Origin of the sequence: Gluconobacter sp. Gdi (assembly GCF_014132155.1) — a bacterium.
Lineage (GTDB): Bacteria > Pseudomonadota > Alphaproteobacteria > Acetobacterales > Acetobacteraceae > Gluconobacter.
This window is the reverse complement of sequence record NZ_BLJQ01000003.1, coordinates 281,907-293,514: the sequence shown is the minus strand read 5'-3', so window position 1 is coordinate 293,514 and position 11,608 is coordinate 281,907. Positions and strand designations below refer to the sequence as shown.

Genomic DNA, 11,608 nt, shown 5'->3' with positions numbered 1-11,608 from the left:
ATAAGGTCTCTCATCATTGCTTTTTCTCCGTTTTTAAGTGTTGTTATAAACTTACAGAGAGAAAGCGCTAACAATATAGACAGAGCAATCAGAAGACTGCTCGGCAAGTGAATCATTGGCATGAGTACCAAGTGCACCGTCCCTGCGATGCCTAGACTTTTTTTACCCTGGGAACGTAGGTAGGAAAAGAAAGATGGGTACATGACTGTAATTGGAGAATATGTCAAATATTTTCTTGTGTGATTTATATTATTCTTTGCTTTTGCAGGAACGCACTCCAACGAAGGCATGGATAGGTACTGAGCAATCAGAGCCATCATAGACAGAAGTCAGTAATTTCACATGAGCCGACAACGTATTCCGATTTAACTCAATACGCGCACCCTCATCATGCCGCACATCATCGTTCTGGCTCAGGAGCGCGCCCGCATATCCGACCTGCCGTCCCATTTCAGCAGCTGGCAGAGCGGATAGCGGCACAAACTGGACTGGAACATTCAGAGCTTGCCCCTTGGATCGGCTGGTATCGGCCTGCAATCCAAAGACTGGCATGGCCGATGCCGCCGACACCGAGAATGACCCTGACTGGCTGAACGTGCCCGTCAGATCCATCGTGACCGGACCGGCAATCATGGCCACTACAGGGTCTGAAGTATGCTGGGCACATTGAAGCGCCCGCACGTTGGCATCGAAACGTGACGCCTGATCGACGGTCCAGGACTGAACGCCTGACACACTCACGACGCCCGCCTTTGTCAGATCCGCCTGCACGCCGGCAATCGCCTGGCTGATCGTGACAGGCGCCACAGATCCGGCTGAGCAGCTGGCAAGAATCAGACAAAGCAACGCCGTCTGCACCTTTCGCATACGTGGAAAACGACGCTGATTTCTTTCGTTATTCACGCCGCCCTCACTTCAGCCAGGAGCGCGTCAAAGTCCTCGCCATTCGGAGACGTGCCAGGAATGCCAAGCCAGTTCTGGCGAGACAGAAGGCCATAAGCCTCATCTGCAATCTGGACGAGTGTGTCCCAGGGCATGAACGTCCGCGTGCCCCAGGTGTTGAAGAACACACCCGCAGGCATATAGCCCGTTAGAGCAATGGCGTGACCGCCTTCGGGCTTGAGGTCATTTCCGGACAGCTTCGACAGATCCCATGTCTCACCGAGACCGAGGCTCATGAAGCCCCGTGGCACCTGGACGCCTGCCAGAACGCCGCCGAGATAGCAGATCCCGCGCTTGATCCCCTGAATATCCGTTGGCGAGATGATTCCATAAGCCGTCAGATAATCGCGCCCCGGCTGCCCTGGACGCGGAAGGCCATGGTTCCGCCAGTGGTTCAGCTGATCCAGCAGAATGGTGCCGTCATCGTTTGCACCCGTCTGCGGATCAAAGCCTGTGACTTCAGCATAAGCAGACAGAACCGTGGACGTCGTCAGAAGGACAAGCGCCTGCGCGGCTTTCGTCCAGGTCGCCGTGAGGGCTGCGTAAGACGCGAACGCACAGCAGCCATACCGGTCATTCCCCCACATCTGATAAGGCACGCCCGCAGACCAGTCTTTACTGTCCGGAACATTCGGCCGACGCACGGCCAGAACCCGGCCCAACTTATACGTGCGAGAGTCGCGCTTAGGCTCGCGCTTGCCAAGTTGAAGAGTCATTCCATTCTCCGGAAACAAAAAAAGAGGGGAGCAGCCGAAGCCACTCCCCTTGTCGTTGGTCGCGATCGCGAGGATCAGACGCCCTGATAGATCCGGGCACGGACGAGACCGGCATCGTCGGAGGATGCGGCGGCATACGGAGCGCCCGTCAGGCCCGCGAGCATTTCCACCAGCGGAATCATGGACTGAACGGTCTGCATGTAGGTGACCGCCGACGGGTAGTACGTCTGCACAATCGGAGTTGCGATGGTCAGCAGCGTGTTGAGATCGGTTCCGAGCGATTTGGCCCAGTCTTTCCCGGTATTGACGGTAATGGCACCGTCAGAGCTGGCCTCGATGCTGGCCGTGACACTCTTGATCTGAGACACCAGGCTGTCGAACTTGGCCTTGTCATCTGCGGACAGATGATCGACCACGCCCGGCATCGTCTCGATGACCTGAACGGCATAGGCAATGGCCGTGGCATCCTTGTTCAGAGCCGCCGTGTTGAAGGTGGTCGTACTGCCCACGCTAGAGCAGGCTGCTGTCGAAGCCAGAAGAACAGCAGACAGGCCAAGGGCAGCCAGGCGATTGAAAGAACGCATGCGATAAAGTCTCCAGATATGAAAAAACCGCCTCAGAGGCGGTCAGAAAGAGTGATTGGCGATATGCAATCAGGAGGGCCGATCGGTCGGCTTTGGAGAGGCGAGCGGGATATTCGCCTGAGCCAGTGCAGCCTTGGCCTCGCCCGCATCAGACCGCGCCACCATGACGCCCGTTTTTCCGATCTGAAGGCGGTTGGCTGCCCAGCCCACGTTCAGCCCGACCAGACTGACGATCTGGTAGAGCCATGCCAGCTTTGAAGTCGTGGCCGGAGGTTTCACCAGGACAGTGACCAGCTTGCACAGGATGATAAAGGCAGACACGCACAGGGCGTACTTGTCCGGCAACGCGTTCAGCAGCGTCGAGTAATCAGTCATCGGCTTTCCATTTCAGGGATTGTTCGCCGTAGCGAAATCAAGTTGCGTTCAGCAACGTTTACTTGGCGGCAACGGTCCAGTTAGCTCCATCGCAGAATGCGAGGACGCTATAGGTCCCGCCGCCCGTAACAGTCGTGCCCCACGTGTTGACGGCGCTATCCGTCACCGTGCGTTCCTGTCCCAGCGTTGAAGACGAGCAGGTCGCCAGCGTGGAGAATGTCGTGCCGTTGATGGTGATCGACGGGGCATGCAGGAAGGATCCAAGTGTCGCGCCACCTGCGCTGACAAGATTGCCCGCCTTGTCCACACTCCAGAGGGAGTTCCCGGACGCGTCATATCCGCGCTCGAAATACCCGGCCTCACCAGCCTGCGTATTCTGGAACTCCAGCATGGTGTTGGCCTGCCGAATGGAAATGCCCGTAGTCCACGGTAGCCGGGACTTGTCGTAGGCTTCATGCATGATCGAGAGCGCGACCGAATTGACGTTCGTGCCTGCAGCGCCGCCACCAGTCAGAAACAGCCCGGTCGTCCACTGTCCATCCGTCACTGGTGCGTTGAAGTTGGTGTCGATCTCAAAGCTTACACCATGGTTCCCGGAGACGTTCAGGACCCAGTTCTCGACTTCAGTGCTGATGTCTGTGGACGACGTGCCGCCCGAGCCTGTATCCGCCCCGACGTAACGACAGGCAATCCAGTTGCGTGCCGTGTTGGCATTGGAGGCATTAGCCCGGTTGGGGAGACATTCGAGGCTTTCAGCGACCGTCGTTTCATTCCCCAACTGAGGAATTGCGGCCGGGTCATAGACCCACTTGCGGTTAGACGTAATCAGCCAGGGGTTCGTGTATGGGCTCAGAAGTGTTCCGGCGCCTGTATTGGGGGTGCCAATACCCGGACCTGAAATTATATTCCCCCGGAAGTCCCATTCCCCAGGCGTTTTGACCGTGTAAGACCCAGCCGTTCCCAGCATGTACCCACTGGTCGAATAGGGAATGGTGACCACAGAACCGTTCGTCTGAGCGGCAGACATGGCAACACCGAGCGCGGTTGAGTTGTCAGCCGTTCCTGCAGCGCCGCCATAGTCCAGGATGTTTGTCTGATCGTTCAGATGGGCGGAGAGCGTTCGGAGGACAGAACCGACATTGCCGACGGTCTGATTGCCATCGAACGCGCCGCCATTTGCGATCGGTCCGCTGAGCGTCTGACCGCTGGAATATCCGCCATTGGCATAGACACGATCGCCAATCGCACTGGCTACAGCCGTGGCCGTCTGAATGCAGGCGACATTTCCGGTCGCAGTATAGGAGCACCAGTCTGGCCGGGGATTGGCTGAGGATGCGGTCGCTGTAGCGCCGTAGCGTATCGCTCCACGCTTCTTAGGCTGATCCCGGGGAGCAGGCTGCACGTCTGATCCGAAATCAGCCACGGAAACAGACCCAGCGGGCGTGTGCGTGCCCTGCGCACACGCCGTCAGAGCGAGCAGCAATGCGCCCGCAAGGAGACGTCGAAACATTCTGGTATCCTGTTGCGTCAGGCCGCGATCGCAGCCTTGAAGTGGACGACATTGGCAGACGCGTCCGCTGCCCCGCCTGCTGTGTTGTAGACGCGCTTGTGAAAGGCGCTCATGCCCACGGGATCGTTCCACGCAGGGAGCGGACCGCGATCGCGCCAGCATTTGATGCGGGCCATGGCAAAATCATAAGCCTGATTGCTGATCATCAGATCAGCGTCTGGCGTCAGGTTGCCAATGAACCCACGGATTACAAGCGCTACAGAGGCTTGGGCGGGTGCGTTGAGCCAGTTGGTCCAGCAATCATTATGCGTGTCAGGCTCCATCTGGCAGAGACCACGCGCCCGACCGTATCCGCCATTCGTGCGTTGACGAACGTATCGGAGCCGGCTCTCAGCCATGGCAATTCCCAGCACCAGGTTAATAGCAGCGATACTGGCAAACTGGCTTCCCATGGCCGTCAGGGTCGGAACGACAATGAAGTTTTTCACCTGCCCGGGGTCGAGGCCGTAATTCGGGTTCATTTTTCCTGAACCTTCCCCACAGTCACGGCCGTATTCAGGTCGTGAACAGACGACTTCAGGTCGGAGATGTCTTGAGCATTTCGCGTGATCCGCATGTCATAGACGTCAAACCGACTGGACATCCGATCGATCTGCCGCGACATCTCTTCGTCGGCCGTGTCTCGGCGGTCTGCCTTGACTTCCAGACTGGTCAGGGTCGACTGCACTTCCTGCATTTTTACGTACATCCCACCCGAGGCGAAAACGTATGTGAAAAGCATGACTCCCGCAGACCACAGCGGAATACGAAAATCGAGGATACGTTGCGGACGCCCAGGCGCACTTTCATCGGCCATTCGGCCCTCCAGATATGAAAAAACCGCCTCAGAGGGCGGTGTGTTTAATTCTGTCGAATCACGAGACTTGAAAGTCTCATCGTGTTATTTCGCAATCAAAGTAACTTCAAACCTTAGATTCCAAAGTTACTTGGCGGTGAAAGGATATATAGAACACGCATTCCATTGAATCCCCACACGGCCAAAAAGATACCAAGAATTACAATCGCAGCGGTTAGGAAGTCGATTTCAAAATGTCGGAACCGGAAAGCGGCCAAGCCGCAGAGAACCAGCCCCAACATTCCGCCAACAAGGTAGATGATAATCATTCTGATGGACGTCCTCTATCAACCGGGGCGGCAATTGGAAGCGCCCTTTTCGCTGGCGCTTCCTTGATTATATCAATCATGAGCTTCTTGAACTCTAGCCAACAGACGAAGATATCACATGATGCCTTGGTTATCGCTCAACGAGCATTTGTAGGGATTGACTCGGATCAAAGCGCAATTATCGCACGTGATCATGAGCAATATAATCGCAGTCATACTGAAATTTTTACTCCCCGCTTGACCAACTATGGGAAAACCCCAGCGTATTCAGTCAATATCCGGATGCACCTCTGGCTCACTAAGAATGGTGATTTAGAAAATTTATTCGATAATATTTATAAAGAAAAGTCACTCCACTATACGATAGATCCCGGAGGATTTATCGAAAATATGTCAGTAATAGTTCCTCAATCAGACATCGTACTTCACGCCCTAGAAAATCCAAAACAAGCTTTATATTTAATAGGAGATATCAGATACATTGATGCCTTTTCGGGAAAACATATAACGCAATTCTGTTTTGTAGCGGATAAATATAGCTTGGAACGGAATAATTCCCCTCTTGTTCTTGAGCATGTAAGAAGCTGTGACACACATAATTGCTCTGATAATGATTGCAAACCAGAAAAAGAGGGAATGCCTGCTCAATAATCTCCGCAGTAGCGTCATGATGTTAGGGATTACTGCCCCCGCTCAATCGTGCTGACGTAAGAAGTCTTCGCTTCGAGGACGGCGGACGAATACTGTCCCGGTAACGTGTAGGTCCCGGTCTCAGCCTGAGTGTCATACCAGCCGAGGGTCAGGCTCTGGCCCGGGACAACAGTGACGGTTCCCGTTCCCATATTGCTGATCGTGATGCGGCAACCGGCAGGCAGGCCCCATCCGTTGGTGATGGCCGTTGTGCCCGTGACGGAGATTGTAGTTCCGCAATCACTGATCTGGAGCGAATATGCCGCCGCCTGAGCATTGACGGGGTGGTGGTATGTCTGGGTGTCGCCCGTAGTGAGGTTGACGTCCTGTACGCTTACCCCGTTCGCGACCGTTCGAATGACCGTGCCGGTTCCGAGTGTCTGGACAGACTTTTTCGAGGTTGCGTCATAAATAGAGCTTGCGACCTGAGACGCCGATCCAGACCCGCCCATGATGCAGGCGTTAAACGCGCCGATGTTGCACGCCGCGCGAATAGCAATAGCCGACGGCGTGATTCCAGACCCCGCAGTTCCCGCACTGATATGGTCGTTTACATCAAGAGCCGCCTGCGGAACCGGGTTCCACATACCGACCTTACCTTTGCGGTAATCCTTGCTGAAAAAAGGTATAGGGGAATTAAAAAAGTTATTATCGTGCAGGTCAGAATAACGAAAATCGTCGTCGTTCCCCATAGGAACTTCCAGCTTCTTATCCGCCTGCGTGTAGGCGGAAGACCCCGTGACAAGCGGCTGCCCGTTCGTTTGATCGGGAGAATAAAAATTAGCCGGGGCACTCATGGTTAGGGTTGTGGTTCCCTCTCCAGAGACGATTACTGTCTTCTTGGGGAAAAGCCCGTAGACTGTCTGGCTTTCAACAACGTCCCCGTTAATGCCAGTCGGGAAGCTGCATCCACCTGGGCAGATAATTGTATTCATCGCGCCGGAAGGGATTATCCCGGTAATATCAATCCCAATTCCATCGAAATGTGCTCCCGTCTGTTGATCAACATACAGAGACGCACGTTCGTGGCTGTCATTAGCCATGTCGTAGGAAGAGACTTCTTTACCAGAATACCCCTTGAGGCCGCCGATATTCAGACCTGGGAAATACCCGATCGCAAAGTGCTCAAATTGTGCGTTCAGATCCTGATCAAACCCACGGAAGGCAAGCGCTGTAAATCCGGTCGGGCTCTTGTTCCACAACGTCAGCAGGTTGGAGCCGGGAGCGTTAGACCACAGCGTCAACTCGTTCCAGAACGCCGAGAAATCAACATGGATGTTCGGAGATGCGCCATTCTGGGGGCTTGGGTTAACAAAATAAGCTCCGTAGCCAGCGCCGGATCCAATCTTGACCAGAGGCGAATTCACCGGAGCAATCAGATTGCCCGAAGCGTCCATGTTTCCCGATTTGGGAATCGCGGCATTCGCTGCGGCAAGAGTGGCCTCAATGGCCTGAGCCCATTGCAGGACTGACTGATTGTCCAGCGATGTTCCCGGAGCGTGAAACTTGCTGTCAGATCTGGCCCCGCCCTGAAACAGGAAGCCAGGATTGTCAGCCCGGGCTGCAGGCACAAAAAAAGCGGCCGAAGCCGCCAAGGGGATCAGGACCAGAGATCGAATGTATTTCATGCGCCGCCCCCAAGGCTTTTGGTGATGATCCCGCTATTGTTCCAGTCAGAAACCCCGTCGCCCGGATCAGACGTTGGAAGACTGGCCAGATAGGCACTCCGAACCGACGCAAACTGCGCGGTTGTTATTCCCCCAGGCAGTGCAGGCGCTGTCGCAGGATCTCCCGCATAAGCCAGTTCTGCCCCATTCCTCCACCACCCCTGAGACGGGGCAACGGCCGGGAGAGCCGCGAACCACAGGGTCATCCACGGAGACGCCATGGAAAGGAAGAAGTCTGAGACCGCAATCGTGACGGTCCTACCGCCCAAAGGGAGATTGCCGTCCGTGCGCCACATCAGGAGCAGATCTGTCGATTGCGCCGCATAGACCTGCATCGCAGGATCTTGGATGCTCGTAGTCATATTTTCTATCCAGTAACCAGAGGCGCCCCGGAAGCATCCGGAAAACAGACGCCCCCCAGTGCAAGCACGTTCGGTGCAAAAGCCGGGAGCGCGGGCACGATCAGGGACGCTGCCGTCTGAACGTTAAGACTGACTGATACCGTGAGGTTTTCACCAGCAGCAGTGCGCACCGTCACAAGGACGGACTGGAGACCAGGAGACAGCCACTTGATCCAGGCCGTCACCACCCCTCCAAAGATCGAAGACCACGCGATTTCCGCGCCGTCCACCGCAAATACCGTTTCCACGATTTTGCCGCCGCAGGACATGAGTCCCGAGAAATCGACGCTGTAATCAGCAGCACCATTCAGGGCCGCATTTGGCCAGCACAACATTACGTCAGAACTAATGCCCCTTAGTCGTAATGATGGCGGAATGTCAGCTCTTACAATCCGCTGGCAGGGCGTCCACGTCATGCGCTGTCCGCCGTATAGATGCTTCCGATCGGGTATTTTCTGTCAGGATCTGCAACGGCAACCTGACCACTTGAAGTGGTCGGCTCTGCACCGGGAGGACAGACGATGTTGTTCACCACATATCCTGCCGGCATCCCATTCTGAGCGGACGTCAGATAGATGGCATATATCTCAGAAGTCATAGATCACTTCCCCCGCAGTTCCAGAGCCGCCATTGCTGGTGCCGGTGCCGCCCGAACCTCCGCCGCCAGATTGTCCGGATATGCCCGCCGTGTTCTGGCCTGTGACCTGCACGAACGATTTGCCAAACGATGAACCGCCTATTCCGCCCCATCCTTGGCTGACACCGGCGTAAATACCGTAGCCGCCGCCTGCGCCATCCTCTGCGGCATACCCAACGGCAGTTGTTACCTTGAATGTGCCGCCGACACCGCCAGCGCCAACGCTTCCTTCGGTCGCATTCGCTCCGCCACTGCCTCCTGTGACGCGAGCTACTTCGACGCCAGAGACGTACAGGATCGTGTCACCGCCCTGTGTGCCGGATGTTCCATTATTGACGCCAGCAGAGCCGCCAGCGCCGACGACCCATGAGACGTTGTTGCCGGGTTGGACCGAAATGATGACTTCGCCCCAGCCTCCGCCACCACCGCCACCGCCAGCCGATACGGCAGAAGTCGAATTGCCACCGCCAGCCCCGCCGCCGCCACCGCCTGCACGCAAACGGAAGCGCATCAAATAGACGCCAGCGGGGACGAGCATATTCCCTGTGTTGGACGTCTGGATCAGGGTGCTCGGGGTCGCCTTGTAAAAACCGAACCGGACCCACGACGCGCCAGTTGCTCCCGGCGTAGTAGTGTTCGCATCTGCTGTTGATTGCCAATAAACACCGGCTGTCGTGGCGTCCTGGATGAGGGAGCCGTTTGGGTAACCGCCGATTTCCGTCTGATAGGTCGCATCAAATACTGGCACATATCCGAGACAATACTGCCGAAGAAGCCCGGTTACGATGCGAAGGATACCGTTGAAGTCTTTCCCGTCGGGAGGCGTTCCCCCCGCAGCCGTGTTCGTAAAAGTGTTGGCCGGGAAGCCTTGGTCAAAGGATGCCGCCGCTTGGTCTGTCGTCGTCTGCGGGATGTCCCGAACAAAAGAGCTGGAAGCATTCCCGGCAAAGGGAATGATGATCTTCGACGGAAAGTCAGATTGCTTCATTGGATATCGGGCCCGAAGTCGGTGTCATAATCAATTGCGGGAATGAAAATGTAATTCACACTCACTCCACAGGGGCGAGGCAGCACTCCTGAACCGATGATTGATCGGTCCACTCCTGTTGGCGAAAACTCGAACACATAGGTCAACGTCATGTCCTGATTGTCTGAGACGTAGCATTGGCCTTTGTCTCCAAAGAGCAGCATCAGGATGGCATTCAGACCTGTGATAGATCCGTTCCAGATGTTGGCAGCCGCCTTGGCGAAGATCAGCCTCCGAAAGGCATCGTCTGTCAGGCTGAAATTGGAACTGGCACCAGACCCGTTATAAAAAACGCCCTCACCAAACGTGAGAGAGTCAGGCGCACCCTCGGAGAAGCCAAAAAACCCGATATTTGCAACTTGAAGAACGCGGCTGACGCCGACGATCCGGCCCCAGACATCCAATCCCCAGCCCACGGCGGTCTGCGGATTCCAGACGCTGTCATACCATGCGTCTGTCAGTTCCCTCGGGTCTATGGCTTGGTTAAAGCCTTCAATGATCGTCCTGAGAGAAGGGCTGTTTGCGAACTGCGCAAGGATCGTCTCTGATACGTTGAGCATGTCACACCAGTGTCAGAGTGATATTCGCAGCGGAGATCGAAGGCGCTTGATTAATATTCAGGTCAATCCGCTGCTCGCCAGCCGCAGACGTCGTGCCAATCATGATGCCTTCAAGCTGAACCCAATTCGCAACGTTTCCGACTGCGCAGTAATACCGCGCGGCAAGAATGGTTGAGCCCTGCCGGGGCTGCGTTGCCGTTCCGTCAGAGAAGGCGGCGATGATCGCATCTTGAATTTGCCCCAAAGCCGTAGAAGGAACGGCGTTTGAATTGACGATCTGCACGTTGAAGTAGATCGGCGTATCAATGGCGAGGTCGTACTTCACCATGTACTTTGGGCCGTTGCCATTATAGACGGCGGCCGGGTCCTGAATGGTAATGCTATTGGACCCAGTATATCCGCACCCGGGCGATTTTCGCTGTATGACTGCGAGAGCCACGGCAGCGGGATCGACATTACTCCCGGTATAGCAAACGTAAAGGCTGTGCGGGTCCAACGTCACGCCGCCAGTAAGCAGCGAAGTCCCGTTCGGATTATCCGTGACGTAGGCATCCGTTACACCGTCGATGCTGAGGATGGCGCCAAGAATTGAGGCATTGGCTCCAATGCTATTTTGCGCCACGCTGTTCTGGCGGCGATATTCAAAAGCGGCTCGCGTCTCGCCCGCATTGCGCGTCAGGAAAGCGATATACCCGATTGCGTCCTGCATCCGCCCTGAAGCCGTTCGCGGATCAACCCCATTGAAGACGCCAAGGATCTGATCGAGGCAATCGCCTATGATGGCCGCCTCACTCATGGCGAGTTGGCCTTGCGGCGTCGTCAGTGCCTGATTAACGTTTCCACCAAGAGCTGCAGTGATATCGGCCTGGACGCCAGCGAGAATATCTGTTTCAGCCGGGGCCACAAACCCCGCATCCGTGAGCGACGCGGCCGGGACCGACGTTGTTGCGTCAGAACTGGACACTGGCAATTTCTCCGGACGTGAATGTCACCGCAATCGCGCCGCCAAGTGAGCGATCGGGGCGGGGGCCTATCAGAACGCACTGAGCAGAAGAGACGCCAGGTACGGCGAGGGCTGCGGCTTCTGCCTGGGATTTCAAAAGAGCCATTGGCGTTGAGCCGTTGAAGATCCCATTGTCGTAAGTCAGGCCAAGGCTGGTATCGTACCAGCACTCTCCCGACCACGTTCGAACAGCACACGCCACGTCCTGAAGGATCGAATATCCCTCAGTGCAGACAGCCAGATTGCGGTCAGCATCAAGAGACAGATCCCATGTGGTTCTGTCCAGAAGCAGCGATTTCATGAGAGATCCCGCGCAGTGCGCGAATATGGGA

The 11,608-nt window shown here is 55.8% G+C and carries 16 protein-coding genes; 1 reads left to right on the top strand and 15 read right to left on the bottom strand.

The annotated features are described in order from the left end of the window. Positions 1 to 249 precede the first annotated feature (249 nt). The 7 genes from JN414_RS08400 to JN414_RS08370 form a co-directional block, all read right to left on the bottom strand. Complete coding sequence (locus JN414_RS08400) at positions 250 to 903, bottom strand: hypothetical protein (protein WP_237389945.1); 654 nt, start codon at positions 901 to 903, stop codon at positions 250 to 252. Beyond that, positions 900 to 1,658 carry a hypothetical protein gene (locus JN414_RS08395; RefSeq protein WP_202207499.1) on the bottom strand — a complete coding sequence of 253 codons (759 nt, stop codon included), beginning with the start codon at positions 1,656 to 1,658 and terminating at the stop codon, positions 900 to 902. Before JN414_RS08395 ends, JN414_RS08400 begins: the two co-directional genes overlap by 4 nt. 74 nt (positions 1,659 to 1,732) lie before the next feature. Then, the gene (locus tag JN414_RS08390; protein ID WP_202207498.1) at positions 1,733 to 2,242 is read right to left on the bottom strand and encodes a hypothetical protein; all 510 of its coding nucleotides are present in this window, start codon (positions 2,240 to 2,242) and stop codon (positions 1,733 to 1,735) included. Positions 2,243 to 2,311: 69 nt separating this feature from the next. Continuing rightward, entirely contained in the window at positions 2,312 to 2,617 is a 306-nt protein-coding gene (locus tag JN414_RS08385) for a hypothetical protein (RefSeq protein WP_202207497.1), read from the bottom strand. 58 nt (positions 2,618 to 2,675) lie between these two features. Then, the gene (locus JN414_RS08380; protein ID WP_202207496.1) at positions 2,676 to 4,127 is read right to left on the bottom strand and encodes a hypothetical protein; all 1,452 of its coding nucleotides are present in this window, start codon (positions 4,125 to 4,127) and stop codon (positions 2,676 to 2,678) included. Between the two features lie 17 nt (positions 4,128 to 4,144). Further along, complete coding sequence (locus tag JN414_RS08375) at positions 4,145 to 4,648, bottom strand: hypothetical protein (protein WP_202207495.1); 504 nt, start codon at positions 4,646 to 4,648, stop codon at positions 4,145 to 4,147. After that, positions 4,645 to 4,983 (bottom strand): hypothetical protein, encoded by a 339-nt coding sequence (locus JN414_RS08370; protein ID WP_202207494.1) that lies wholly within the window; start codon positions 4,981 to 4,983, stop codon positions 4,645 to 4,647. Before JN414_RS08370 ends, JN414_RS08375 begins: the two co-directional genes overlap by 4 nt. Positions 4,984 to 5,216: 233 nt before the next feature. Here JN414_RS08370 and JN414_RS08365 point away from each other — a divergent pair, with 233 nt between their 5' ends. Further along, positions 5,217 to 5,942 (top strand): hypothetical protein, encoded by a 726-nt coding sequence (locus tag JN414_RS08365; RefSeq protein WP_202207493.1) that lies wholly within the window; start codon positions 5,217 to 5,219, stop codon positions 5,940 to 5,942. Between the two features lie 29 nt (positions 5,943 to 5,971). Here JN414_RS08365 and JN414_RS08360 read toward each other — a convergent pair whose 3' ends face one another. Genes JN414_RS08360 through JN414_RS08325 form a run of 8 tightly spaced genes read right to left on the bottom strand, consistent with a single transcriptional unit; the run spans position 5,972 to position 11,577 of the window. Then, a complete protein-coding gene (locus JN414_RS08360) occupies positions 5,972 to 7,609 on the bottom strand; it encodes a hypothetical protein (protein ID WP_202207492.1) in 1,638 nt (545 codons plus the stop codon). Beyond that, positions 7,606 to 8,010 carry a hypothetical protein gene (locus JN414_RS08355; protein ID WP_202207491.1) on the bottom strand — a complete coding sequence of 135 codons (405 nt, stop codon included), beginning with the start codon at positions 8,008 to 8,010 and terminating at the stop codon, positions 7,606 to 7,608. Before JN414_RS08355 ends, JN414_RS08360 begins: the two co-directional genes overlap by 4 nt. Before the next feature lie 5 nt (positions 8,011 to 8,015). Further along, positions 8,016 to 8,465 (bottom strand): hypothetical protein, encoded by a 450-nt coding sequence (locus JN414_RS08350; protein WP_202207490.1) that lies wholly within the window; start codon positions 8,463 to 8,465, stop codon positions 8,016 to 8,018. After that, positions 8,462 to 8,647 (bottom strand): hypothetical protein, encoded by a 186-nt coding sequence (locus JN414_RS08345; protein ID WP_202207489.1) that lies wholly within the window; start codon positions 8,645 to 8,647, stop codon positions 8,462 to 8,464. Before JN414_RS08345 ends, JN414_RS08350 begins: the two co-directional genes overlap by 4 nt. Further along, the gene (locus JN414_RS08340) at positions 8,637 to 9,674 is read right to left on the bottom strand and encodes a hypothetical protein (RefSeq protein WP_202207488.1); all 1,038 of its coding nucleotides are present in this window, start codon (positions 9,672 to 9,674) and stop codon (positions 8,637 to 8,639) included. Before JN414_RS08340 ends, JN414_RS08345 begins: the two co-directional genes overlap by 11 nt. Then, entirely contained in the window at positions 9,671 to 10,273 is a 603-nt protein-coding gene (locus JN414_RS08335; protein WP_202207487.1) for a DUF2612 domain-containing protein, read from the bottom strand. The genes JN414_RS08340 and JN414_RS08335 overlap by 4 nt, the downstream gene beginning before the upstream one ends. 1 nt (position 10,274) lies before the next feature. After that, entirely contained in the window at positions 10,275 to 11,237 is a 963-nt protein-coding gene (locus JN414_RS08330; RefSeq protein WP_237389944.1) for a hypothetical protein, read from the bottom strand. Then, a complete protein-coding gene (locus tag JN414_RS08325) occupies positions 11,224 to 11,577 on the bottom strand; it encodes a hypothetical protein (protein WP_202207485.1) in 354 nt (117 codons plus the stop codon). Before JN414_RS08325 ends, JN414_RS08330 begins: the two co-directional genes overlap by 14 nt. Positions 11,578 to 11,608 lie beyond the last annotated feature (31 nt).

Bases quoted from the DNA above. Each gene is read 5' to 3' on its own strand.
- JN414_RS08375 (WP_202207495.1), bottom strand. From the start codon at position 4,648: ATGAACCCGAATTACGGCCTCGACCCCGGGCAGGTGAAAAACTTCATT.
- JN414_RS08345 (WP_202207489.1), bottom strand. From the start codon at position 8,647: ATGACTTCTGAGATATATGCCATCTATCTGACGTCCGCTCAGAATGGG.
- JN414_RS08350 (WP_202207490.1), bottom strand. From the start codon at position 8,465: ATGACGTGGACGCCCTGCCAGCGGATTGTAAGAGCTGACATTCCGCCA.
- JN414_RS08395 (WP_202207499.1), bottom strand. From the start codon at position 1,658: ATGACTCTTCAACTTGGCAAGCGCGAGCCTAAGCGCGACTCTCGCACG.
- JN414_RS08335 (WP_202207487.1), bottom strand. From the start codon at position 10,273: ATGCTCAACGTATCAGAGACGATCCTTGCGCAGTTCGCAAACAGCCCT.
- JN414_RS08360 (WP_202207492.1), bottom strand. From the start codon at position 7,609: ATGAAATACATTCGATCTCTGGTCCTGATCCCCTTGGCGGCTTCGGCC.
- JN414_RS08325 (WP_202207485.1), bottom strand. From the start codon at position 11,577: ATGAAATCGCTGCTTCTGGACAGAACCACATGGGATCTGTCTCTTGAT.
- JN414_RS08365 (WP_202207493.1), top strand. From the start codon at position 5,217: ATGTCGGAACCGGAAAGCGGCCAAGCCGCAGAGAACCAGCCCCAACAT.
- JN414_RS08380 (WP_202207496.1), bottom strand. From the start codon at position 4,127: ATGTTTCGACGTCTCCTTGCGGGCGCATTGCTGCTCGCTCTGACGGCG.
- JN414_RS08370 (WP_202207494.1), bottom strand. From the start codon at position 4,983: ATGGCCGATGAAAGTGCGCCTGGGCGTCCGCAACGTATCCTCGATTTT.
- JN414_RS08385 (WP_202207497.1), bottom strand. From the start codon at position 2,617: ATGACTGATTACTCGACGCTGCTGAACGCGTTGCCGGACAAGTACGCC.
- JN414_RS08390 (WP_202207498.1), bottom strand. From the start codon at position 2,242: ATGCGTTCTTTCAATCGCCTGGCTGCCCTTGGCCTGTCTGCTGTTCTT.
- JN414_RS08340 (WP_202207488.1), bottom strand. From the start codon at position 9,674: ATGAAGCAATCTGACTTTCCGTCGAAGATCATCATTCCCTTTGCCGGG.
- JN414_RS08355 (WP_202207491.1), bottom strand. From the start codon at position 8,010: ATGACTACGAGCATCCAAGATCCTGCGATGCAGGTCTATGCGGCGCAA.